The organism is Bifidobacterium sp. ESL0690 (assembly GCF_029392315.1).
Taxonomy (GTDB): domain Bacteria; phylum Actinomycetota; class Actinomycetes; order Actinomycetales; family Bifidobacteriaceae; genus Bifidobacterium.
In genome coordinates this window covers 1,764,395-1,788,103 of sequence record NZ_CP113939.1, presented here as the reverse complement: position 1 = coordinate 1,788,103, position 23,709 = coordinate 1,764,395, and the positions used below count along the sequence as shown (strand labels likewise).

Annotated in this window: 16 protein-coding genes and 1 other RNA gene; 14 read left to right on the top strand and 3 right to left on the bottom strand. The window is 57.3% G+C overall.

The features are described from left to right. The first annotated feature begins 127 nt into the window (after window positions 1-127). The 7 genes from murF (at window position 128) to OZX62_RS07095 (ending at window position 10,631) form a co-directional block, all read left to right on the top strand. On the top strand, window positions 128-1,738 hold the full coding sequence (murF, locus tag OZX62_RS07125) for a UDP-N-acetylmuramoyl-tripeptide--D-alanyl-D-alanine ligase (protein ID WP_277177067.1): 1,611 nt from the start codon (window positions 128-130) through the stop codon (window positions 1,736-1,738). After that, window positions 1,735-2,838: a phospho-N-acetylmuramoyl-pentapeptide-transferase gene (gene mraY / locus OZX62_RS07120; RefSeq protein ID WP_277175520.1), complete on the top strand. Its 1,104-nt coding sequence runs from the start codon at window positions 1,735-1,737 to the stop codon at window positions 2,836-2,838. Before murF ends, mraY begins: the two co-directional genes overlap by 4 nt. 129 nt (window positions 2,839-2,967) lie before the next feature. Then, window positions 2,968-4,401 (top strand): UDP-N-acetylmuramoyl-L-alanine--D-glutamate ligase, encoded by a 1,434-nt coding sequence (gene murD, locus OZX62_RS07115; RefSeq protein WP_277177066.1) that lies wholly within the window; start codon window positions 2,968-2,970, stop codon window positions 4,399-4,401. 196 nt (window positions 4,402-4,597) lie between these two features. Then, window positions 4,598-5,836, top strand: coding sequence for a putative lipid II flippase FtsW (ftsW, locus tag OZX62_RS07110; protein ID WP_277175519.1), 1,239 nt, complete (start codon window positions 4,598-4,600; stop codon window positions 5,834-5,836). Window positions 5,837-5,907: 71 nt separating this feature from the next. Further along, complete coding sequence (locus tag OZX62_RS07105) at window positions 5,908-7,077, top strand: UDP-N-acetylglucosamine--N-acetylmuramyl-(pentapeptide) pyrophosphoryl-undecaprenol N-acetylglucosamine transferase (RefSeq protein WP_277175518.1); 1,170 nt, start codon at window positions 5,908-5,910, stop codon at window positions 7,075-7,077. Window positions 7,078-7,458: 381 nt separating this feature from the next. Beyond that, window positions 7,459-9,174, top strand: a complete 1,716-nt coding sequence (locus tag OZX62_RS07100; RefSeq protein WP_277175517.1) for a Mur ligase domain-containing protein — start codon at window positions 7,459-7,461, stop codon at window positions 9,172-9,174. Next, window positions 9,174-10,631 (top strand): FtsQ-type POTRA domain-containing protein, encoded by a 1,458-nt coding sequence (locus OZX62_RS07095; RefSeq protein ID WP_277175516.1) that lies wholly within the window; start codon window positions 9,174-9,176, stop codon window positions 10,629-10,631. The genes OZX62_RS07100 and OZX62_RS07095 overlap by 1 nt, the downstream gene beginning before the upstream one ends. Window positions 10,632-10,831: 200 nt before the next feature. Here OZX62_RS07095 and dtd read toward each other — a convergent pair whose 3' ends face one another. The 3 genes from dtd to OZX62_RS07080 all read right to left on the bottom strand — a co-directional run bounded on the left by dtd (window position 10,832) and on the right by OZX62_RS07080 (window position 13,035). Further along, window positions 10,832-11,317, bottom strand: a complete 486-nt coding sequence (gene dtd, locus OZX62_RS07090) for a D-aminoacyl-tRNA deacylase (protein ID WP_277175515.1) — start codon at window positions 11,315-11,317, stop codon at window positions 10,832-10,834. 79 nt (window positions 11,318-11,396) lie between these two features. Further along, window positions 11,397-11,791: a transfer-messenger RNA gene (gene ssrA / locus OZX62_RS07085) on the bottom strand. 107 nt (window positions 11,792-11,898) lie between these two features. Next, entirely contained in the window at window positions 11,899-13,035 is a 1,137-nt protein-coding gene (locus tag OZX62_RS07080; protein WP_277175514.1) for an ROK family protein, read from the bottom strand. Between the two features lie 299 nt (window positions 13,036-13,334). On the opposite strand from OZX62_RS07080, the gene OZX62_RS07075 reads away from it, so the two are divergent. From OZX62_RS07075 to OZX62_RS07045, 7 genes are all read left to right on the top strand, one after another. Beyond that, window positions 13,335-14,417 (top strand): aminoglycoside phosphotransferase family protein, encoded by a 1,083-nt coding sequence (locus tag OZX62_RS07075; RefSeq protein WP_277175513.1) that lies wholly within the window; start codon window positions 13,335-13,337, stop codon window positions 14,415-14,417. 65 nt (window positions 14,418-14,482) lie between these two features. Beyond that, window positions 14,483-15,970: a galactose-1-phosphate uridylyltransferase gene (locus OZX62_RS07070; RefSeq protein WP_277177065.1), complete on the top strand. Its 1,488-nt coding sequence runs from the start codon at window positions 14,483-14,485 to the stop codon at window positions 15,968-15,970. Window positions 15,971-16,013: 43 nt separating this feature from the next. Beyond that, window positions 16,014-16,814 (top strand): copper homeostasis protein CutC, encoded by an 801-nt coding sequence (locus OZX62_RS07065; protein WP_277175512.1) that lies wholly within the window; start codon window positions 16,014-16,016, stop codon window positions 16,812-16,814. Window positions 16,815-16,992: 178 nt separating this feature from the next. Next, window positions 16,993-20,259 (top strand): alpha-mannosidase, encoded by a 3,267-nt coding sequence (locus tag OZX62_RS07060; RefSeq protein ID WP_277175511.1) that lies wholly within the window; start codon window positions 16,993-16,995, stop codon window positions 20,257-20,259. Window positions 20,260-20,607: 348 nt separating this feature from the next. Next, the gene (locus OZX62_RS07055; RefSeq protein ID WP_277175510.1) at window positions 20,608-21,894 is read left to right on the top strand and encodes a sugar ABC transporter substrate-binding protein; all 1,287 of its coding nucleotides are present in this window, start codon (window positions 20,608-20,610) and stop codon (window positions 21,892-21,894) included. Beyond that, window positions 21,894-22,871, top strand: coding sequence for a sugar ABC transporter permease (locus tag OZX62_RS07050; RefSeq protein WP_277175509.1), 978 nt, complete (start codon window positions 21,894-21,896; stop codon window positions 22,869-22,871). Before OZX62_RS07055 ends, OZX62_RS07050 begins: the two co-directional genes overlap by 1 nt. Beyond that, window positions 22,868-23,707, top strand: coding sequence for a carbohydrate ABC transporter permease (locus OZX62_RS07045; RefSeq protein ID WP_277175508.1), 840 nt, complete (start codon window positions 22,868-22,870; stop codon window positions 23,705-23,707). The genes OZX62_RS07050 and OZX62_RS07045 overlap by 4 nt, the downstream gene beginning before the upstream one ends. Window positions 23,708-23,709: the final 2 nt, after the last annotated feature.

Sequence of the window (23,709 nt, the reverse complement as noted above, 5' to 3'; positions counted from 1 at the left end):
CATCGCGGATGATACGTTGAGCATGGGTTGATTGCGGTTTTATATTGCAAACAACATTGAAGTAAGACGAAAAAGGTGGCATACGTTGAATGTTAAGAGGACCGGGGCTTCGGATTGCCGACCCGGCATGATGCCGATGACGATTGGGGAAATCGCCGAAGCCGTGAATGGCCGTATCGTTTTAGGCTCCGGACGCAAAATGCCGGAGGGGGCCGTGGCCACTTCCACATTCAGCGATTCGCGGCAGATCAAGCCGGGGTCGGTTTTCGTGGCCATCAAGGGCGAACGCGTGGACGGGCATGATTTCGTTGCTTCCGTTGGAGCAAAAGGTGCGGTGGCCGCGTTGGTCGACCACGCTGTGGACGGGGCCGGCGATATCGCCCAAATCGTGGTTTCCGACACGATAGTGGCTTTGGGGCTTTTGGCACACCATAATATTGTGCGTCGGCGTCAGCTTGATTCGGCCTTTTCCGTCATTGGCATCACCGGTTCGGTCGGCAAGACCACCACCAAGGACCTGCTGCGTTCGCTGCTGGCCTCGCTTGGCGAGACGGTCGCCCCCGTTGGTTCATTCAACAACGACATCGGCCTGCCGCTGACCGCGCTGAAAGTGGGCGAAGGCACCCGCTTTTTCGTGGCTGAAATGGGAGCCAACCATGTCGGCGAAATTGCCAATCTGACCCGTATCGTGCCTCCCGACCTGGCCGTCGTGCTCAAAGTCGGTGTCGCCCATCTGGGAGAATTCGGTTCCGTCGAGCGCATCGCGCAGGCCAAAAGCGAGATCGTGCAGGGCTTGGTGCCGGGCGGTATCGCCGTGCTCAATGCCGACGACGAACACGTGGCGGCCATGACGAAATTCGCACCGGGCAAGGTGCTCTGGTTTGGACTTGATGGCAGTGCAAAGCCTGACGTCGCACGGATGAGTGCCACCGATGTCACTGTCGATGCGCTGGACCGCCCGAGCTTCACTATGGTAGCCCCGAACGGTTCTCGCGTCTCGGTGTATCTCGGTATCGGCGGGGCTCACAACGTCATGAATGCACTTGCCGCAGCGACAGTCGCCGATTATTTTGGCATGCCCTTGACCGATATCGCCTCCGGACTCGGCGAGGTGAAGCATATCAGCCCACATCGCATGGCCGTTTCCACCGTTTCACTTCCAGACGCCGATTTCACACTTATCGATGATTCCTTCAACGCGAATCCCGATTCCATGCGGGCGGGGCTCGACGGCTTGGCTCGTTGGGAGGCTGCGGAAAACCCTGCTAATAATTCTTTAGACAAATCTCAACCTGCAGATAACGCCGCTGCAAAGACCTCAAAACCCTACCGTATCGCTGTTCTGGGTGCGATGCTCGAGCTGGGAGGCGACGAACTGAAACTGCACCGGCAGATCGGTGCCTATGCCGCATCCCTCGGTATCGACGAGATCATCGCCGTAGGCAACGAAGCCGACAAGCATTTCGACCGGCTCGCCGAAGCCTTGGCACAGGGTGCGAAGCAGGAAGAGGGAAACGCGAGCGAGGGCGTGGCGGAGAGCCAAACGCGTACCCCCGTCGTGGTGCAATGGGTACATAGTTCAGTTCAGGCCGAGCGGTTGGTCGCCGAGGCCGCCCGCCGGCATGAAAATACCGTCGTGCTGCTCAAAGGTTCGCATATTTCCGGGCTTTCCACCTTGGCCGAACGTTGGGCGCACGCGCAAAAGCAGGAACGTAAAGAAGTGGAGCCGAAACATTGATTTCCCTCATCATCGGCATCGTGGTCTCGCTTGTGGTCACGATGGTTGGCACACCGCTCATGATCAGAGTGGTGCATCGGCTGCACTATGGCCAGTACATCCGTCAGGACGGCCCGCAATCGCATCTCTTGAAGCGTGGCACGGCTACCATGGGCGGCGTCGTCATTATTCTCGCCGTACTGCTCGGCTGGGGTGCTTCAGCGGTGTACCGCGGGTTGACCGGTGGCCAGGCCGTTTCGTGGTCGGCCGTATTGGTGCTTTTCGCGATGGTCTCGATGGGCAGCCTCGGATTCATCGACGATTTCGCCAAAGTGCGCAAGAAGCAGAACACCGGGTTGAGCGTCGGCGGCAAGTTCTTCGGCCAGTTCGTTTTCGCCACCATCTACGCCGTGCTGGCTTTGCTGATTCCCACCAAGTCGGGATTTCCCTCGGCCCAGGCGGGCATGAGCTTCATCGAGCATCCTTTCTTCAGCTTTGAATTCGCAGGCAAGGCCGTCGCCATCGTCGTCTTCGTCATCTGGGTCAATTTCCTGATGATCGCGTGGACCAATGCCGTCAACCTGACCGACGGGCTTGACGGGCTTGCCACCGGTTCCTCGATGATTTCCCTGGCCGGCTACACCCTCATCGCGTTCTGGGAGAGCTACCACGTCAAGGGTGGCCCGAAGGTAGGCTATTCCTACGCCGTTTCTGATCCGCTTGACCTGACGATTATCGCCGCCTGTGCCGCCGTCGCCTGCTTCGGTTTCCTCTGGTACAACTCCAACCCGGCCACCATCTTCATGGGCGACACGGGTTCGCTGGCTCTGGGCGGGCTTTTCGCCGCGCTTTCCATCGCCACGCATACCGAATTCCTCGCCGTCATCATCGGCGGCCTCTACGTCATCGAAGCGATGAGCGATGTCATCCAGGTCGGCTGCTTCAAGCTCACCCATAAGCGCGTTTTCAAGATGGCGCCAATCCATCATCACTTTGAGTTGATGGGCTGGAGCGAGCAAAAGGTCGTCGTCCGCTTCTGGATGATCGAATTCATGTTCGTGCTGATCGGCCTCATGATTTTCTATACGGATTGGGCCTCGCATACCGGTCTGTTGCTTTAGGGCGCGAATGCTTACGGCGTTCGGCGACGACAGGATAGAGGACAAGGAAAGGTGATTGGCATGCAGCATGCAGGGGATTCGGGATTTTCGCAGGTTAATCGTATCGGTTCGGCAAACGGTTCATCGCGTTTGGATGTAAGCGGTAAAACCGTCTTGGTGGCCGGTCTCGGGGTTTCCGGGCGCGGTGCCGTTGAGGCGTTACAAAGCCGGGCAGGTCGTGTGCTGAGCGTCGACGAGAAGAAGCCGGAAGCCGACTTGCATTCCTTCGACGATATCGATTGGGATACTGTCGATATCGTGGTGGCTTCCCCGGTGTTCAACCCTCGCACGCCGTTTATTCTCGAAGCCCAGCGTCGGAGCATTCCCGTGGTCAGCGAAGTCGAACTGGCTTGGGCGCTGCGGGTTCCCGCCGAGCATTCCGCTTCACATGAACCGGCACCTTGGGTCGGTATCACCGGCACCAACGGCAAAACCTCAACCACGCAGATGGTCTCCGCCATGCTCACCCATTGCGGCATGGACGCCCCAGCCGTCGGCAATATCGGCAAGTCCGTGAGCCTGGCTGCCGTCGATCCGAAACACGACGCGCTGTGCGTGGAACTGAGCAGTTTCCAGATGCATTTCACCGATTCCCTTGAACTTGATTGCGCGGCCATCACCAATATCGCCGCCGACCACCTCGACTGGCACGGTGGCATGGCCAACTATGCAGCCGACAAATCCAAAGTCTTCCATAATGCTCGACGCGTGCTGGTATTCAACGCCGACGATGCACGGGTTTCGGCTTTGGCCGACGAAGCCCAAACCGGCCCGGAATGCCGCAAGGTTGGCTTCACACTCAACGCCCCCGAACCCGGGCAGATTGGCGTATCCGACGGCTGGATCGTCGACGCCAGCGGCTTGGCCGGAGCTCCGACCGGCGATATGAATGCGCTGGCCAAAGTGACCGAATTCTCGCATCTGTGCGAGCCGGACGGGACGGTTTACCCGCATTTGCTGGCCGACTCCATCACCGCACTTGCTCTGGCGATGGGCTTGGGTGCCGACCCGGGCCATTGCCTCGACGCGCTGCGCGCCTTCGCACCCGGCGGCCATCGTATCCAGACCGTCGCCACCGCACACCTGCAGGACGGCGGCATCGTGCGTTTCGTCGACGATTCCAAGGCGACCAATGCCCACGCCGCCCACGCCTCGCTTTCCAGCTACAAGCCCAAATCCGTGGTCTGGATTGCCGGAGGGCTCGCCAAAGGCGGTCATTTCGAAGATCTCGTCGCCAATCAGGCCAAAACCATCAAGGCTGCGGTCATCATCGGCGTCGACCAGCAGCCGATGCTCGACGCATTCAAAGCCAGCGCCCCGGATATCCCGCTTACAGTGATCGATCCAAACGACAAAGCCGGCGTCATGGCCCGGGCCGTAGAGGCTGCCGGCAACTATGCCGAAAGCGGTGACGTGGTGCTGATGGCGCCGGCCTGCGCTTCGATGGACCAATTCGTCTCCTATGCCGACCGCGGTTCGCAATTCGCCGATGCCGCCCATGACTGGGTGCAAAAGCATGGCTAGACGCGTATACGATCGGGACGAAAAGTCGGGCAGGCAAGCACGAAACAAGCCGCGTACCGGCCGCAATGCCGTATCCAGAAACGCGCGAGGCGAAAGCATAGCCCCACGAAGCGGAAGTAGGGGTAAAAGCGGAAGCGCAAGTAGAAGCAGAAGCAGCGATAACGATAATAGGAAACAACCGCAATCGCGCCTCAGTATGATCTACCAAAAAGCCAAAGCCGTGGGCGTTTCCGACCAGCCGGACGATACTGGCGCAACCGACGTGCTCAAAGTCGATGACTATACCGGCATCCATGCTCTGCTAAACCCTCTCTGGTGCTATTACGGCTTCCGCATTTCGGTGATCGCCCTGACCTGCTTCGGCGTGGTCATGGTCTTTTCTGCTTCTTCGGTGACCATGATCGCTCTGGGTCTTTCGCCTTGGAAACAGGCGCTGTTGCAAGGCGTGTACTGTGTGCTCGGCTTTGTGTTCTGTGTCGTGGCGATGCGCATCCACTCCGAAAGCTACCGCAGATTTTCGTTCGTGTTCGTGATTTTCTCGATTTTCCTTCAGCTGCTGACCATGACGCCGCTCGGCGTTGAAGTCAACGGCAACAAAGGCTGGATCGGCATTCCCGACAAGTTCACCATGCAGCCGGCAGAGGTCATGAAACTCGCGCTGTGCATGTGGATGCCTTGGGCGGTGGCATCGGCCGCGAAACACTACAAGCTCGAAGGGCTGAAAGCCTATGTGCCCATGGTGTTCATCTTCCTGGCCTGCCTTGGTGCCGTCATGCTTGGCGGCGATCTCGGCACGGCGATGATCTTGGTGGCCATCGGCGTCACGGCGATGCTCGTCGGTGGTTTTCCGACAAAATGGATGATTGTTTCCGCCCTCGTGCTGGTGGCGCTGGTCGTGCTGTTCGTGGTCACCAGCCCGAACCGTATGCTTCGTATTACAGCAGCGTATCGTCCATGCCCGGCTTCGGCCTTGCAAGGGGAGTGTTACCAATCGATGCACGCAAAATACGCCATGGCTTCCGGTGGTTTTTTCGGCGTCGGCATTGGCAATTCGCGCGAAAAATGGAACTATCTGCCCGAAGCCCACAACGATTTCATCTTCGCCATCATCGGCGAGGAAACGGGGTTCGTCGGTGCCGCAGCCGTTATCGTCCTTTTCGCCATTCTCGGCTGGTGCATGTTCGTCATCGCCCTGCAGACCCCCGACAAATACGCCTCGCGGGTACTCATCTGCATCGCCATCTGGATTGTGGGCCAGGCGCTGGTCAACATCATGGTCGTCATCGGCCTGCTGCCCGTGATGGGCGTGCCGTTGCCGTTCGTCTCGGCTGGCGGGTCGAGCCTGGTGATGTGTCTTCTCGCGGCAGGCGTGGCTACCAGTATGATGAGGAAGCAGCCCCAGATTCAAGCCAACATTGCGGCGCAACGTGTCTGAAAGATGTCGGATAATTCTTATTAGAAGATGTTGAAAACAAGGTTTTTGAGGCAAGCCGAGGGAAAGAGCATATGAAACATATCGTATTGGCCGGAGGCGGTACGGCCGGGCATGTCAACCCGTTGTTGAGCGTTGCTGCAGCGATCAAGCGCGAAGATCCGCAGGCCGCCATCAGTGTGGTCGGCACCGACGTCGGGCTGGAACGTAATTTGGTGCCGCAAGCCGGTTTCGAACTTGACACCATTGCCAAGGTGCCGTTCCCACGGCGCCCCAATATGCAGGCGCTGCGTTTCCCGGGTCGCTGGCACCAGGAGCAGAAAAAGGTACGCGCGATTCTTGAACGTCGTCAGGCCGACGTAGTGGTCGGCTTCGGCGGTTACGTTTCGGCTCCCGTCTACGCTGTCGCGCATTCCATGGGGCTGCCCATCGTCATCCACGAGCAGAACGCCCGTGCCGGCATGGCCAACAAACTGGGCGCCCGTTGGGCCGATTTCATCGGTACTGTTTACGAAGACACCGGGCTCAAGGCGCATGGAAATGCCGAAATCCGGCGTGTCGGGCTTCCATTGCGGCCGGTGATGGCGGAATTGTGCCAAAAACTGGAAGATGACAGAGAGTCTGCACGCAAGCTTGCCGCCGCACAGCTTGGCATCGACCCATCGCGTCCGCTGGTGGTCGTCACCGGAGGCTCTCTGGGAGCGGTGAGCCTTAATGAAGCTGTAAGCGGTGCTGCCGCCGAGCTCTTGAAAGTCACGCAGGTGATCCATCTCACCGGACGCAAGAAAAGCGCCGAGGTGAGTCGGCGTGTGCGTGACGTTGCGGGAGAGCAGGTTCTTACCGATTTGGACCCGGCCCACGCTGGTCTTGGGGATTATCATGTCGCCGAATACTTGGAACGCATCGATCTGGCGTTTGCCGCCGCCGATTTGGTCATCTGCCGCTCCGGTGCAGGAACCGTGAGCGAACTGGCTGCCATCGGCATGCCCGCGGTCTATGTGCCCCTGCCTATCGGCAATGGCGAGCAGCGATTCAACGCGCAGCCGGTGGTCGATGCCGGAGGTGGGCTGATGGTCGCCAATGACGATTTCTCATCGGATTGGGTGCGCCAGCATGTCCCGGCGTTGATTGCCGACCGTAAGCGTTTGCAGGCCATGGGCCGCAAAGCCTACGATTACGGCATTCGCGACGCCGCCGAAACCATGGCCGGCGTGGTTTTGAATTTCGCAGGCCGAAACCGTTAATCATTCCAACCCTCAATGATTACATCCGAAGTCTCTCCGAAGTGCTGGTAAACGGCATCTTAGTGGCTTTTGAATGCGGTTTCTCAGCATGAATGTAACTTGCTGCTGGTAAACGACGTTTCGATAATTGTTATGTGTGGTTTTCCAGCATCAATATGATCAGCTGCTGGCAAACGGCATCTGGATCGTTGTTATGTGCCGTTTCCCTGCATGAATACCATTTGCGGCGCATGCTGCCGGTGCAGTTCGTCAAGTCGACAAGGCAATTGCAAGCAGTCTGCGTGGGTTTTTGACTTGCGGTACGACAAGGCCGGATTATCGGGTATAACAGCATCAGAGATGTTTCGCATCTTCAAAAACCTAGCGTCCAAGGAGCGTATCGTGCAGTCAACTATCGGCTCTGAAACTATCGTGCTTGACCCGACAAAGGCCGCGTTCGGCCCGTCGGATTCGTTGGCATCGTTGGGACGGACGCATTTCATCGGCATCGGCGGAGCCGGCATGAGCGTGCTTGCCGAAATGCTTCACGAAGAAGGCGTCGAAGTCTCCGGTTCCGATCGCGCTGCCAATGCCAAGACCGATCGGTTGACCGCTCTGGGCGTGAAGGTGTATTTCGGTCAGCGTGCCGAAAACGTGACGGGTGCACAGACCGTCGTCTATTCCAGCGCCATCAAACCCGATAACCCGGAAATCGTCGCCGCTGCAGCGGCCGGGGCTCGTATCGTTCATCGTAGCGACATCCTCGCGCTGCTGATGGCCAGCAAGTGTGCGGTCAGCGTCGCCGGTGCGCACGGCAAGACCACCACCAGTTCGTTGATTTCCCATATTCTCGTCAATGCCGGGGTTGAGGCTGATGCGGAAGATGGTGCACGAACCGGTATGAACGACAAGCCGAGCGCCGAAAGCAATGGGAAAACCAGTATGGGAGCCGTCAAGCTCGCCGACCCGAGCTATGCCATCGGCGGTTCCATCCAAGGACCTGACGGTGTCGCCATCGATGGCGGACATGCTGGCAGCGGCGACGTTCTGGTGGCTGAAGCCGACGAATCCGACGGTAGTTTCGAAAAGTACCGGCCGCAATTCGCGCTGATCACCAATGCCGAAGCCGATCACCTTGACCATTATGGCGACGCCGAACACTATCAGCAGGCGTTCGTCGAATATGCCAGCCATGCCAAGGGCTTTGTCGTCATGTCCATCGACGACAAAGGTGCCCAGGCTATCGTGCGTGCGCTGCCGGACGAGGTCGCCGCCAAGACAATCTGCTATACCATAGCGCCAATTGGTGATATTGCTCAAATCGTCGGGATGAATGACGCGGATAATAGTACTGACGTCGATAAAGAAGTCATGCAAAATGTTGCAGGCAGCGCCTGCCCACAGCTTGTCCGTATCCTTTCGGAACAGGAAAGTGCGGGAGACGGCACGGAACGATTCACCATCGAATTGCCCGCTGGTTTCGCCGGAAGCGACCAAGTGCGTCGTATACCGGTTACTCTGCGGATTCCCGGCATCCACAACGCTCGCAACGCGACTGCGGCACTGATCGTCACAACGTTGCTGGGCATGGACCCGGTGCTCGCCGCCCGCACGGCTGCAACATTCAGGGGTGCGTCGCGTCGTTTTGAGGTCAACGGCGTCGAGGATGACGTTACGGTCGTCGACGACTATGCCCACCATCCCACCGAAATCGCGGCGTTGCTCGACGCCGCACGTCGCCGCTACCCGGATTCGACTATCCGTGTGCTCTTCCAGCCGCATCTGTTCAGCCGCACCAAGTTCTTCATCAAGCGTTTTGCCGAAGCGCTGGCCAAAGCCGACGATGTCGTCATCGCGCCCATCTACCCAGCGCGCGAACGGCAGGAGGATTTCCCGGATATCACTTCGCAGATCGTCGTGGATGCGGCGGGCAGTCTGGATCACAACCCTGCCGAAGGTTGGATTTGCGTTTCGAAGACCCTTGAGGAAGGTGCCAAGACGCTGGTTCGCCACGCCAAGCCTGGCGATGTGCTCATCACTGTCGGAGCCGGCGATGTCACCACAATGGACGATGTTATGCTCGAAATGCTCAAAGCGCGTGCGGGGGAGTCGCGCTGATGGCCGGCCGCCGTGTAACCAGCGGAAGCGGGGGCAAAAGCGGTTCGCGCCGTCGCGGGCGTAATGGCCGTAGTTCTGCTTCATCGTCGTGGAGGTCTTCGGCTTCTGACGACGAGGAGATGGTCAATGATTTTGGTGTAGCCACAGGAAAGCGCAGAAAATCAGCGAATTCGGATTTCCGTTATAACGAAAAAAGGCACACATCCGCTGACCAGTCGAGAAAGAGTTCCGACGGCGGCTCCGGGCGTCGGGCGCGTTCCGTGGTCTCTGGTTCAACTGTCGGCGATGACTCGACGATAAATCCTCGCCGCAACAGGCGCAGGGTTGCCGTTTCGAAAACGGCGTCGGGTAGCGGACGATCTGGCCAATCAAGCCAATCTGATCAAACTGTTCAATCCGGACAATCTGGTCAAATCGTTCAATCTTCCCATTCCCCAAAATCCCGCAACAAAAAAGCCGTCGGTTTTTTCCATCGCCGTCAATCCGCTAAACCAAAATACGGAATCGACGAACCGTTGACTGATGCCGACCGGACTGCGCAGCCCCACGCTGTTCGCTCGCCGCGTTCGGCTTCTTCACTCGGCGGCCCCACCAAAAGCGCTCCTGGGGGCTTCGTCGATGCCAGAGCGCTTAAAAACGAGGATCTGGTGGGGGAGACCTTGAACCAGACCTCCAGTCCGTTGGGGGTCGCTGCGCGTCCGAAGATCATCGATTTCAACGCGCGTCTGAAGGAACGCCGACGGATCAGCGCATGGAAGACGGTGACCAAAGTCTTGGCTGCCCTCGTTGTTGTAGCGCTTCTTGCGGTGCTTGGGTGGGTGCTCGTCTTTTCTCCGGTCTTTCTGCTCGACCCGCACCAGATTTCCGTATCCGGCGAAAACCAGTGGGTCAGCAAATCCCGGGTCGTTTCCATCGCTGATAAACAGGCTGGCAAATCGCTACTGCTGGTTTCGGGCGGGGATGTCGAGCAGGAGCTGAAGGACATTCCTGGCGTTTCGATGGCCAAGGTCGAGAAAATATATCCTAAAGGGTTGAAAGTCAGTATTACTGCGCAAGAGCCGGCCGCCATGCTTAAAACGCCCGACGGCAGCGAAACCGCAGTTGACGGCTATGGCCGTGTGCTCAACAAGGTCGGCGATGTTTCCACCAAGGGCATCCCGGTCATCGAAGTCGACAATGTACAGGCAAGCCTTCGCGATCGTTCCGTCCAGCAGGCGTTGAAGGTCCTGAACCTTCTTCCACACAATATGCGCGGCTCCATCACCAAGGTCACCGCCAAAACGCAGGATTCGATTACCACGGAGCTCAACGGCGGTCAGCGCGTCATCGTATGGGGCGATGCCTCCGACATGAAGCTCAAGAAGGCCGTGGTCGACAAGATCATCAATGACCCCACCAAGATCGGTGACAAGCATCAGGTCGACGTTTCTGCCCCGCTGCGCCCGATTATCAAATAAGCGAACGCGCATGCACGGCCGAGGTACGGCACGAAGATGCGGTGAAAATCAGTGTTTTGTGCTGTTTTCCCTGATTGTGCTCGTATCCTCGTGCCGCTTTACCGGACAATGTTTGAGTATGGCCACCCATTCCTTTTGAAGCGAAATTGCACAGACGAAAATGTCACTGCCATTGGAATCGTCGGCTTCACATGTTGCCGTTATTTTTTGGCCATCAGCTCGTCGGTATCGAAGAGGATGGTCACCGGGCCGTCATTGGTCAGGCTCACTCGCATGTGCGAGCCGAAACGGCCCTCCTTGACGTTGATGCCTTCCGCCCGTAAGGCCTCATTGAATTGAAGCCAGATACGTTTGGCATGTTCCGGTTCGCCGGCGTTGATGAAACTCGGGCGGTTGCCCTTCCGTACGTCGCCGAACAGCGTGAACTGTGAGACCGACAGGATTTCGCCGCCGACCTGGGCCAGCGAAAGGTTCATCTTCCCGTTCTGGTCCTCGAAGACGCGCAGCTTGCTGATTTTTCGCGCGAGCCAGTCGATTTGTTCCTGCCCGTCTTCGTCGCTGACTCCGACGAGCAGCACGTACCCAATCCCGATATGCTGCGGCTCGAACGAGACATCAACCTCCCCGCTGATTTCATCGACGACGTCGATATCGGCTTTACTGACTTTCTGCAACACGATTCTCATAGTTACCAAGTCTAGCGCGACCTGATTGACGTTATGTCAACGAAAAACGCCGCCAAGGATAATCCTGGCGGCGTTTGATGAGTGGAGATGCGGGGAATTGAACCCCGGTCCGATGACCGAACCCTCAGTCTTCTACGTGCGTAGTCCGCTGGCCTTTTGGCAGTTTTTCTGCCCCCATCCGTGTCGCGGACAATGGATGGCGAGCATATCTACAGTTAAAGTCCCTGAGTCACCCTGTGGTTCAATGGCTCAAGCAAGTCCTCTAATGACGCCCAACATCCTCCCGAAGACGAGAAGGAGTGGACGGAGCAGCTGCTCACTGGTTAATCCTGGCGCGAAGCTCAGGCAGCGAGAGCGAACTCAGTGCGATTAGATTTAGCACTTGTTGTTTCGTGGAGGTCATCTCGAGTGGACTCCACATTCTCGGCACGCTTCCCTGCGACGAACAGGTCATCGTCGAAACCGATCATCCCCAAATCTTGAATTATCAAATATCAAGCCCGATTTGCACCGGAATAGTTCATATTAGCATCTGGCCCGGATCCAAGGCGATTTTGCTGTCGGAGTATGCAGCTGCTTTCCTAGTTGCTGACATAGTTTTGGGCGACGATGATGGCCGCTCCGGTCAGTGAAATGTCCGGGCCGCACTGGCAGCGTCGGATGGTGGTGTGCTTGCGGAAGCTTGAAGCCGTGGTAAGGTCAGCATAATGCTGTGCGGCGCCGCAGAACGTGCTGTTGACGATATCCGGCGGACCGTAGATGCAGACGTCTTCCACGTCGAGCAGTCCGATGGGCATCGACAAGGCCGATGCGAGTTGCTGGCCTGCATGGCTGATGATCTGGGTTTGTTCCTCCGCATCCTTGCCTCGCAGCTGTTCGCGCAGGGCAGGTGCCGACAACGTCATTTCCAAGCAGCCGCGTTTCCCGCAACGGCACAACGGTCCGTTCGGATTAATGGAGATATGTCCGATTTCACCACCCGCATGGTTTTCGCCCACAATCACCGTGTCGTTGAGGAGTGTCGCCGAACCGATGCCGCGATCGATTTTCACGAACAGCACGTTCGGGCCCGCCTGCCCGAAATAGCGTTCGGTCAATACCGAAGCCGCCGCATCGTTGGTCAGGAATACCGGCATTGAGAAACGGTGCTCCAAAGGAGTTTTCAGGTCGAGATTTTCCCAGCCTAGCTCGGTGGAGCGCCGAATCACGCCATCCTGCACTACGCCGGTTGTGGAGATTCCTATTCCGATGATGTTGTTCGTCCGCTTCGATAGTTCTTCGATGAGTTCGATGACAGTCTCGATTTGGACCTTTTCCTCGGCTCCCAGCACGGTTTCCGAGTGAATAAGCGGCGCTCCCAGAAGATTGGTCACAGCGCCCCGCACCAGATGCGCCTGTGAAAGGTCGATGGAGATGATGTGCAGCTGTGTGGTGTCGATGCCGAGCAGGGTGCCGCGCTTGCCTTTGCCGGTATTGTGCGTCTCTTGGCCGGTTTCGCACAGTATGCCTTCGTTGAGCATATCCTTTACGACGTCGGAAACCGCCACTCGTGAAAGCCCGGTTTTGCGGCCGAGCTCGGCACGTGAATATTGGTGGGAGGGAAACAGAAGCCCGAAAATGAGTAGCCGATTGTTTCTACGGACGTCAGTGGGGCTGGCCTTCATGTTTTTGCCGGGAGTGTGAAGGGTAAGGGAGGTAGCTGGCGAAGAAGTCTCCATATGTCCTCCTTATCGCAATTACGTTTTATTTTAGCCTGTGGCATTGAAATTATAGGGATATATACCTTCTTTATTATTTTTTGAATACGGTAAAACATGCCATAAACCTGAGAAATTGCATATTTTTAATTATGTAACTATTCTTAACAATTAACCAATGTGGACGCAGTTTTAGCTGTTTTAAAAAGTCCGCACAGCCGTAACGACACATACGAAACCGTAGACAAAGCCTGGTCTGCGGGGTCAGTGCTGCGGGCTGAATTGGGACGTGAACCTGAAGACAGGGAAGAAAGGAACCGATGAACACGGACAATGAGGTCACCCTGGCGAACGTTGCCGGGCACTTTCGGCTTGAGGGAAATCTTTCGACGATCGAGCCGTACGGCGACGGCCATATCAACCGTACATATCTGGTGACGACCAACGCAAAACGCTACATTCTCCAGAAGATGAACACCAACGTATTCCCGGATACCAAAAACCTCATGCGCAACATCGAACTGGTCACCTCGTATCTGCGTCTGAAAGGCAAAGAGACATTGGATATCATCAGAACGGATGAGGGTGCCACCTACTATTGCGATTCCACGGGCTCGTGGCGTGTCTACGCGTTTATCGAACACACGATTTCCTACAACCTGGTGCCGGATGCCATGGTCTTTCGTAACGCCGGCGCGGCTTTCGGCGGCTTCCAGAACGACCTCGCCGCGTTTGACGCCTCGCAGCTGAACGTAACCATCGCCCATTTCCACGACACTCCAAGCCGTTTCCATGATTTCAGGGCTGCGGTTAGCGCAGATTCGCAGCAGCGTGGCCAGACCTGCAAGGCCGAGATTGACTTTTATCGGCAGCATGCCGACTGGTATCCGCTGATTGTGGACGGCCTGGCCGATGGTTCGATTCCGCTGCGGGTGACCCATAACGACACGAAGCTCAACAACATCCTGATGGATGCCACCACGCATAAGGCCCGGGCCATCATCGACCTCGACACCATCATGCCCGGCTCGATGCTTTTCGATTTCGGCGATTCCATCAGATTCGGCGCATCCGCGGCGTTGGAAGACGAACCGGACCTCGACAAAGTGCATTTCAGCACGAAGCTGTTCGAGGCATACGCGCGTGGATATCTAGGCGAGGTCAAGCCGAGCATCACCGATCGTGAGCTGGCGTTATTGCCTGAAAGCGCCATCATGATGACGCTGGAATGCGGCATGCGTTTCCTTGCCGACTATCTTTGTGGTGATACCTATTTCGCCACTGCCTATCCGCAACACAATCTGGTGCGTTGCCGTACGCAGATCAAGCTGGTACAGGAGATGGAAGAGAAACTTGAGGTCAGCCATCATATCGTTGACAACGTGATGGAGGATTTGCGATGAGTGACGAACTGCAACGAGATCTGCAGAGCCGCAAACCCGAAGACGGGAATGGTCGTAAACAAGTCATGAAATCGGTCTGCGCCGCTCTTGACGCGTTGCTTGCTTACGCCCAAAGCTATCTTGGCTTGGACGCGCAGGATGTCGATTGGGCCAGGAACCGTGTGCTCTCGTGCTTCGATCTGACTGCGTATGCTCCTGTTGGCGGTATGGCGGAAAGTGCGGAGGAACCGTCCGGGTTCCCGAATCCCGAACCGTTGCTCCATCGCTTCTACCGGGCCTTGAAAGAGCTGGACGTGGCTGGCCTTGAGACCGAAGAGAGCGTCGATGACATGGTCATGGGCGAGTTCAGCGCTTCACCTTCCTCGCTGCAAAGGCGATTCGCGGATATCGAGTCCGGGGATGGCGGCATGAAGGCCATGCAATGGTTCTATCGTTATTGTGTCGTCGACACCTACGTCAAAAAAGCTAGGCTCGAGAGCAACCCGCGTTTCGAATCGCACGGGCTCGTAATCACCATCAACCAGGCCAAGCCGGAATTCAAAAACATGAAGAAGGCCGCTTCGGGCAATAGCGTATCCGGCGGCTATCCCCGTTGCACGATCTGCCATGAGAACGAAGGTTTTTCCGGTCGCGACAAGCGCACATTACGTACGATTCCGCTACAGCTTGGGGATACGCCGTTCTTCTGGCAATTCTCTCCATACGGGTATTTCCGCGAGCATGGCATCTGCGTCAACTACGAGCACACGCCCATGCATGTCAATCGCGAGACGTTCGGCAACCTCATGGATTTCGTCGACCGATTTCCCGGCTATTTCCTTGGCTGCAACGCGGCCCTGCCACGTATCGGCGGATCGGTGCTGGCCCACGACCATTATCAAGGTGGCGGCGAGTTGCTGCCGATGCACAAGGCTGCTGCTTGGCGCACGATTGAAGTGCCAAGCTATGACGATGCGTGCATCGAGATCCTTGACTGGCCGGGAACGGCGGTCCGCGTGGTCTCGCGCTCGCGGCAGAGCATCGTCGATATTTCCGACGCCATACGACATGCGTGGGAAGGCTACACCAACCCTGATCTCGACATCGTCTGCAGAGGCGAAGACGGCAGGCGTTCGGCGGTATCCCCGAGTGTCTGCGTGACCTCCCGGGGCTACGAGATGAACCTTATCCTTCGCAACAACGGTGTGAGCGCACAATATCCCGAGGGAATCTTCCATGCCCACCCGCAGTTCTGGGCGATCAAGCAGGAACCGATAGGTCTTATCGAAGCGCAAGGGCTGTTCGTCTTGCCGGGGCGTCTTGTCGCCCAGCTTTCCGTTCTTGAGGATGCTTTGGTACAAGGTGGCCCGTTGCCTGCGCAATATGAAGAGTTCGCTTTTCAGTGGGATGAATTGCAGAAGCTGACGCAAGGGGCCCGCGACCGTGAAAGTGTGCGTGCCGCAATGCGTGATGAGCTCGGCAGCGTTTGCGAACGTATTCTTGGCAACACCGCGGTTTTCAAACGCAAAGACGACACCCTTTCCTTCCTCAAAACGGTCGCCTTTGCTGGGTGACTGTTATCTATGACCAGATACTAATCACGTAAGGAATCAGGATATGACCGGCAAACAGTACGGCAATGAAGCGGAATCAACAGGAAAACGCGGTAGGCATCGTCCCGTTTTGGAAATCGCGGTGCAGGATCTGCAGGGAGCGCATATTGCGGCCCATGAAGGTGCGGACCGCATTGAGGTGTGCGCGGCGTTAGGGGCTACCGGCGGAATCACGCCCAGTTATGGAACGATCAGGCTTTGTGCGCAGGCTGGTGTCCGGCTGGGGGCGGAAGTGCTGATTCGTTCGCGAGGCGGTGATTTCGTGTTCGACCGGGACGAAAAGGTGACCCAGCTGGCGGAGATTGGATCTGCGCTGGAAGCTGGGGCGAGCGGAGTGGTCGTCGGCGGACTTGACAGGCGCGGAGATATCGATTTGGGTTTCGCCCGCGACCTTATCGACGAGGCGCATGCCCAGGCGGATCGTTTGGGACGAAGGGTCGACGTGGTGTTCCACCGCGCCTTCGATGTGGCCAGAAATCAGGATGACGCTTTGGAGACGTTGATTTCATTAGGCTATACAAGAGTCCTCACTTCCGGTGGGGCTCGCAGTGCACCTGCCGGCGCGGCGACCATCGCACGTTTGGTGGAGAAGGCTGATGGCCGTATCCAGATCATGGCCGGGGGAGGCGTGTATCCGAAATCAATGGCGAAGCTTTCGATGACCGGAGTCGATGCGTTGCATCTTTCCGCGCGTTTGCAGATTCACTCGGCAGGTGGCCCCGGTGGCGGTGGTGCCAGTGCTTTGGTCGAGCGCACCGATCCGGCGATGGTCCGTCGGTCTGTCGAAGCGGTGGGAACCATATAGATGGGCTTTGGCCCGCTACGGGCTATGCCGAGATATCGTTATCGGAATGAAGTGACACGCCGACATTAACTAAACCGTTTTAGTCCTCTCATTCTTGTAAAACAGAAACACAAACCGGTAACGTACCGGACGTTGCGGTTCGGTCGGTAATCGATCATTTCCAAGAAAGGCTTCATCCATGTTTCTTGTTCCTGACCAGGAGCTCTCGCGTTGTGATCGTGTGCTCCAGCAGCGTCTCGACCCGCATATCCATTCCGTGCTCTGCCATTGCCAGCTGCGCAGCGCCGCCAATCCCGGCGAGCCGGAACCGTATCGGCGCTTCCTTGAGCGTGCGCGTGAGGGACAGGTGGATTTCAAGCCGTTCGAGGTTCCCGGGCTTTGGGGCACGACTTGGGGAACGACGTGGTTCGAAGTCAAAGGGCGCATCGACCTCGATGCCGTCAATGGCAAAAAGGTCGAGCTTCTGGCCGATCTGGGATGGCTCAGCGAACGTGGTCCGGGATTCCAGTCCGAGGCGTTGGCCTATCGTGCCGACGACAAAGTCATCAAGGCCATCAATCCTCGAAACGGCTGGGTTCCGCTGATTGATGCCGATGGCACCAGGCATATCGATATCGATCGGGACGGCGGGTTCACCATCTATCTTGAGGCTGCCGCGAATCCTGTCGTGGAAGGGCCCACGCCCTATTCGCCCACACCACTCGGCGAAGGCCCGACCGGCCGGCCTGATCAGCCGTATACCTTGCGGCGTATGGACGTCTGTGTGTTCAATACCGACCTGTATGAATACCGGATGGATCTTGAAGTCGTCTCATCCCTCATCCGCGAGCTCAGTGACGACAATCCGCGCTATTGGCAGCTTTCCAAGGCACTCCAGCGTTCGCTCAATGTCTACGACGAACGCGACCTGGCGGGCACGGTGGCTCCCGCGCGAGCCGAGCTGGCCGACGTCCTTTCCAAGCACGCCGCGCATTCCAGCGTCAAGCACACCGCCGTCGCCCATGCCCATATCGATTCCGCATGGCTTTGGCCGGTGCGTGAGACCAAGCGCAAGGTGGCCCGCACCGTTTCCAACGTCCTGGCGCTGATGGACGAGGATCCCGATTTCATCTACGCCATGAGTTCGGCGCAGCAGTATGCCTGGCTCGAGGAGGAACATCCCGATCTTTTCAAACGTGTGCAGGCGCGGATTGCGGAAGGCCGGTTCGTGCCCGTCGGCGGCATGTGGGTCGAATCCGACGGCATGGTGCCATCCGGCGAGTCGTTGATTCGTCAGATCAGTTTTGGCCAGCGCTATTTCAAAGAGCATTTGGGGGCAAAAGCCCGCGGCGTATGGCTTCCCGACAGTTTCGGCTACACCGGTTCCTGGCCCCAGATCGCGCGCCGGGCCGGCTACGAATGGTTCCTCACGCAGAAGATCTCGTGGAACGACACCACGAAGTTCCCGCATCATTCCTTCATCTGGCAAGGTATCGACGGCACCGGCGTCCTCACCCATTTCCCGCCGTCGGATACCTATGATTCGCCGGTCGAGGTCAAGGATGTCGTCTATTCGCAGAAGAACTATCTCGACAAGGATCTTTCAGACCATGCCATCATGCTCTACGGTTACGGCGACGGCGGTGGCGGCCCCACGCGCGAGATGAACAGCCGAATCCGCCGCATGCGTGACCTTGAAGGCGTGCCGCAGATCGATTTCGGCACACCTGACGATCTGTATGCAAAGGTCCGCCATGACATCGTCGACAACGCCCGGGGCGAAACGCCGATGTATCGCGGTGAGCTGTACCTCGAGCTGCATCGTGCCACGCTGACCGCGCAGCAGGACATGAAACGCGGTTGCCGTCAGGAGGAATCGATGCTGCGCGTGGTCGAATACCTGTGCGCCGCGGCCAGCCTGAAGGACCCTGACTATGCTTATCCGCGCGAACGGCTTGATGCCATCTGGAAGACGCTGCTCTTGAACCAGTTCCACGACATTCTTCCCGGCTCGGCGCTCGCATGGGCGGAACGCCAGGCCCGTGAGGAATACCAGCGCGATATTCGTGCGCTTTACGCTATTGCCGACGAGGCTGCGGCCGCCGTCCACAAGGCCAGTCCGCAGCTGCCGGTGATGCGAGATGCCGTCGTGCTTCCTGTGGCCGACGGCGATGAAGGCGAAGCCTGGTCCGTGCAATCTGGCGAAAACGCACATGCCGTGCGCAACGTGTGGGCTGACCGGATCGAGAATCTTCCTGCCGGTGACCGCGAGCTGAATTTGGCGTCCGCGCCCGAAGTCCCGGATACCATCGCACCTGACAAGGTGCAGGCGGAACGTAATGACGACGGCACCGCGACCATGTCCAACGGTTTGCTCAGTGTCAAGATCGAGGCCGACGGCACTGTATCGTCGTTGGTCGATGAGAAGGCCGGACGTCAGCTGGTGCCTGTCGGAACCCGTCTGGGCCGTTATGAGCTGTTGCGTGACGAGCCGTATCAGTGGGATGCCTGGGACATCCATCGTGACGCCTTCCTGATGGCCAATGGCTTGGATGAGTCCAAGCTGGTCGAAGTGACCAGGAACGAGTCCGACGGTGCGGCAGTGGCAACGGTCAAGGCCCACGCTGCCGGTGTCGATATCGAAACGCGAATCATCCTTCATCCCGGCTCCCGCGCCCTCGATTTCGAAGCTGGTGTGGATTGGCATATTCAGGAGCATTTCCTCAAAGTCGACCTGCCGTTGGCTCTGGACGCGCGCAACGCCCAGTACGAGGCGCAATACGGTTTGGTCGAACGGCCGGTTGAGAAGAACTCGCGCAGCGATGAGGCGAAGTTCGAAAGCTGCACCCACCGTTTCGTGCGTCTTGCCGAATCCGGTTATGCCGCAGCCGTGGTTAACGCCACGACTTACGGCTCGGATGTGAGCCCGATCGGCAATGTCGTCGGTGCCAACACTGCGCAAGATGTCGATGAAGTCACGGCACCTTCGCGAGGCACGATGGTGCGTCTCTCCCTGCTTTCGGCGCCGCTTTATCCCGATCCGCACACCGATCAGGGCCACCATGAATTCGCATGGTCTCTTCTGGCCGACGCCAGTGTCGAAGAGACGCTTGCACAAGCCTCTCGTCTCAACGCTCCGACGTTCACTGCAATCCCCGCTTTCGGTCCCTTGGCTTCGATCGAGGCCGACAAGGGTGACATTGTGTTGGATTGGGTGAAGATGGCCGATGACGGTTCGGGCGATCTCATCCTGCGGCTTTATGAGCCTGCCGGGGGAGAGGCAAGCGGCACATTGCACGTCTGCGATGAGCTGGCCGAAGCCAAGGTCCGTGAAGTCAGCGAATTGGAGGATGACGAGTCATTGCCGGCAGACTTGCCAAGGGTTTTGGCTGGCGTGCGGAGCGTGCAAGGCGCGATATTAAAGTTCCGCCCGTTTGAGCAAGCGACGTTACGCATCACCAGATAAAAGGTCGAGCAAGAGGTCTGTGGAACTTAACCGATAAAGTTACGATGAGGAGTGAATAAAGACGCGACTTAAGTGTTGAAAATATGCGTCTATTCACTTCTTGTCGGGACAGAGCGGTGAAAGCTAGGGGCAGAAGTGGTTGAATACCTTGTAAATGTATGGCAATTCAAGGTTAATGACGATTTTGTATAGCTGGATTGACGACACACGATTGGTCGTTAACGATTTGACAAAACGGATGAAAAAGTCTTTAATATAACTAAAGCGTTTTAGTTATATCTTCATTTATATGACGATTCTGCGCTTTGATGTCCAGAGTAGGACAGAAATAAGAAGAAAGGAAAACAGATGTTTTCTCTGAAAAAAATCGTGGCCGTTACCGGCGCCGCAGCGATGTTGCTTTCTGTGGCGGCTTGCGGCAATTCCAGTAATAGTGCGGGTGGCAAGACCGAGGTATCGTTCCAGACGTGGAATCTGAAAAACGACAAGTACACCCCGTATTTCAAGGGACTCATCGCCGCCTATGAAAAGGCGAACCCGGACGTCACCATCAAATGGATGGATCAGCCCTCGGACAATTACGAGCAGAAGCTCTCCTCGCAGGCCGCGTCCAACGAGCTTCCCGACATCGTCGACGCCGCTCCCTCGCTGCAGTATGGCCTGGCCAAGGCCGGCGCACTGGCCAATGTCAGCAAGGAAGACCCTTCAGCGCAGAAGCAGTTCTATCCCAATGCATGGAAGGCCGTGACCTTCCAGGGCAAGAAGATCGAAAAGGCTGCCTATGGATTCCCATGGTATGTCAACGATGGTCCTATGTATTACAACACGAAGCTTATGCAACAGTGCGGCCTCGATCCCAACAAGCTGCCGGTGACTTATGACGATTACTTCGAACAGGCCAATACCATGGTCAAAAGCCATTGCGGCGCGTATATGTCGACCCTGACAGGCGGCGGCAGCGCCGATCTGTCGGCTGCAGGCGTCCCGATCATGAACGACAACGAGACCAAGTACGTCTTCAATAGTCCAAAGGCCGTCGCCTTGGTCCAGCGCTTCGTCGACCTTTACAAGGCCGGTGGCATTCCCCGCGAGGCTCTGAGCGTCCAGTGGTCGCAGCAGGGCGAGTTCTTCCAGAAGGGTTCCCTCGTTTCCATGAGCGGCAGCGCATACTCCGCCGATGACTTCAAGAAGAACTCCCCGGATCTGTTCAACAACCTGACCGTCGGACCGAAGATCAGCGATATCGGTCGTTCCGTCTACGTCTCCTATGAGATGCTGAGCGTCAGCTCGCAGTCCAAGCACAAGGATGCCGCCATGAAGTTCGCCCAGTATGTCACCAACTCGAAGAACCAGCTGGAGTTCGCCAAGAAGTCCAACACCTTCCCGTCCAGCAAGGGCGGGCTCGAGGATCCCTACTATCAGAAGATCGACGAGAGCACCCTGCAGGGCAAGGCTCTGAAGATCACGCTCGACGAGGTGAAGAAGGGCTTCGCCAGCCGTCCTCCGCAGTTCACCGACGAAGCAGGCAGCCTTTACATTCAGCAGCAGGTCGCCTTGGCGCTGCAAGGTCAGCTGACCGCCAAGCAGGCGCTCGACAAGAGCGTCAATTACGCCAACGAGAAACTCAATAAGTGATGAAACACTCGGCTGATTCAAGTGTCGGGCCAGAGGCTTCGGCCTCCGGCCCGACCGCCGGGCATGATGGGGAATCCAAGGCAGGGAAGCCCAAACGCTCCTGGGGCACGACCTTGGCTCCCTATCTTTTCGTTTTCCCGGCGTGCTTCATCGTCTTCGTCTTCGTGGTGATAGCGGCGCTCAACACGTTCCGCTTGGCGTTCACCGATTCGACATTGCTGGTACCGGGCAAGTTCATCGGGCTGCAGAACTTCATCGAAATCTTCCACGACGAATACTTCTGGACCGCGTTGCTCAATTCCTCGCTGTACGTGATCTGCGTGGTGCCGTTCATGGTGGTGCTACCCCTCATCCTGGCCAATATGGTCAAGGGCAATTCCAAGATCATGGGCTTCTTCCGCACCTCGTTCTATACGCCGGTGGTGATGAGCGCCGTGGTCGTCGGCATGATCTGGACGAATCTTCTGGACACCAAAGGCCTGGTCAACTCCTGCCTTGAGGCCATGCATATCATCACCAAGCCGATCCCGTTCTTAAGCGACCGCTGGCTGATTCTCTTCAGCGCGATGTTTGTGACGATCTGGCTGGGCTTGGGCTACTACATGGTCATCTATCTGACGGCCTTGGCCAATATCGATGATTCGCTCTACGAGGCTGCCTCGCTTGACGGAGCCGGTCCCGTTCGCCAGTTCCTGTACGTGACCATGCCCGGCGTGCGTTCGACCATCATGCTGATCCTGATGCTTTCGACCATCGCCGCGTTCCGCGTGTTCAACGAAATCTATGTGCTGACCAACGGCACGGCCGGGCCAGGCGGCAAAGACATCACCATGTCCATGTTGATCCAGCAGGAAGGCACGGGCATCCAGGCCCATACCGGCTATGCCAGTGCACTGTCGATCATCGTGCTTGTCATCGTCGGTGCCCTGCTCATCATTCAGCAGATCGTGCAGAGGAGAGGAGATGACGAGGTATGAACAGGAAACACAGAACCGTAACCGTCGGTAAGGTCGTTCAATACGCCGTCCTGATACTGGTGTTCATATTGCTCGTCGGACCTTTTGTCTGGGAGCTCTCCCTGTCCCTGAAAGGACCGGGTGACAACGTTTACGCGGTGCCGCCTTATGTCATTCCCAAGACGCCTACCTTGGAGAACTACAAGCAGGTCTTCCGACAGGTGCCGGTATTCCACTACATGTTCAACACCATTATCGTGGCCATTATCACCATCGCGGGCAACGTCGTTTTCTCCACCATGGCCGGCTATGCGCTGGGAAGGCTGAAATGGCGCGGTCGTGGCCTGGTCTTCGGCATGTTCATGGGCACCATGGTCATCCCCGTCGAGGGCGTCATCATCTCGCAGTTCCTGATTCTGCGCAGCATCGGCTTGCAGGACACGCTTCTTGCGGTCGCATTGCCCAATACGGTCGGGGCGCTGAACATCCTGCTGATGACCAATGCTTTCCGAGCCATTCCCATGGAACTTGAGGAAGCGGCGGAAGTCGACGGTGCCAATCTCTGGCAGCGTTTCTGGGATATCTGCATCCCGCAGGTCAAAGGCACCATGTTCGTCGTCGGTATCTTCTCGTTCGTCGGCGCCTGGAATGATTTCCTGTGGCCGTTGATCGTGCTTTCCGACGAAAAGAACTACACGTTGACATTGGGCATGAACAGGCTCAAGGGCATGTTCGTCTCGGATCCGCGTCTGATTGCGGCCGGCGCCCTTGTCTCGCTCGTCCCGATTCTGATCTTCTTCGCCTGCTTCCAGCGTTACTTCTTCCAAGGACTGGAAAAGGGCGGACTCAAAGGATGAAA

Excerpts from the sequence above, each read along its gene's own strand:
- murF (WP_277177067.1), top strand. The coding sequence starts at position 128 with ATGATGCCGATGACGATTGGGGAAATCGCCGAAGCCGTGAATGGCCGT.
- ftsW (WP_277175519.1), top strand. The coding sequence starts at position 4,598 with ATGATCTACCAAAAAGCCAAAGCCGTGGGCGTTTCCGACCAGCCGGAC.
- OZX62_RS07105 (WP_277175518.1), top strand. The coding sequence starts at position 5,908 with ATGAAACATATCGTATTGGCCGGAGGCGGTACGGCCGGGCATGTCAAC.
- OZX62_RS07095 (WP_277175516.1), top strand. The coding sequence starts at position 9,174 with ATGGCCGGCCGCCGTGTAACCAGCGGAAGCGGGGGCAAAAGCGGTTCG.
- dtd (WP_277175515.1), bottom strand. The coding sequence starts at position 11,317 with ATGAGAATCGTGTTGCAGAAAGTCAGTAAAGCCGATATCGACGTCGTC.
- OZX62_RS07080 (WP_277175514.1), bottom strand. The coding sequence starts at position 13,035 with ATGGAGACTTCTTCGCCAGCTACCTCCCTTACCCTTCACACTCCCGGC.
- OZX62_RS07075 (WP_277175513.1), top strand. The coding sequence starts at position 13,335 with ATGAACACGGACAATGAGGTCACCCTGGCGAACGTTGCCGGGCACTTT.
- OZX62_RS07070 (WP_277177065.1), top strand. The coding sequence starts at position 14,483 with ATGAAATCGGTCTGCGCCGCTCTTGACGCGTTGCTTGCTTACGCCCAA.
- OZX62_RS07065 (WP_277175512.1), top strand. The coding sequence starts at position 16,014 with ATGACCGGCAAACAGTACGGCAATGAAGCGGAATCAACAGGAAAACGC.
- OZX62_RS07060 (WP_277175511.1), top strand. The coding sequence starts at position 16,993 with ATGTTTCTTGTTCCTGACCAGGAGCTCTCGCGTTGTGATCGTGTGCTC.
- OZX62_RS07055 (WP_277175510.1), top strand. The coding sequence starts at position 20,608 with ATGTTTTCTCTGAAAAAAATCGTGGCCGTTACCGGCGCCGCAGCGATG.
- OZX62_RS07050 (WP_277175509.1), top strand. The coding sequence starts at position 21,894 with ATGAAACACTCGGCTGATTCAAGTGTCGGGCCAGAGGCTTCGGCCTCC.
- OZX62_RS07045 (WP_277175508.1), top strand. The coding sequence starts at position 22,868 with ATGAACAGGAAACACAGAACCGTAACCGTCGGTAAGGTCGTTCAATAC.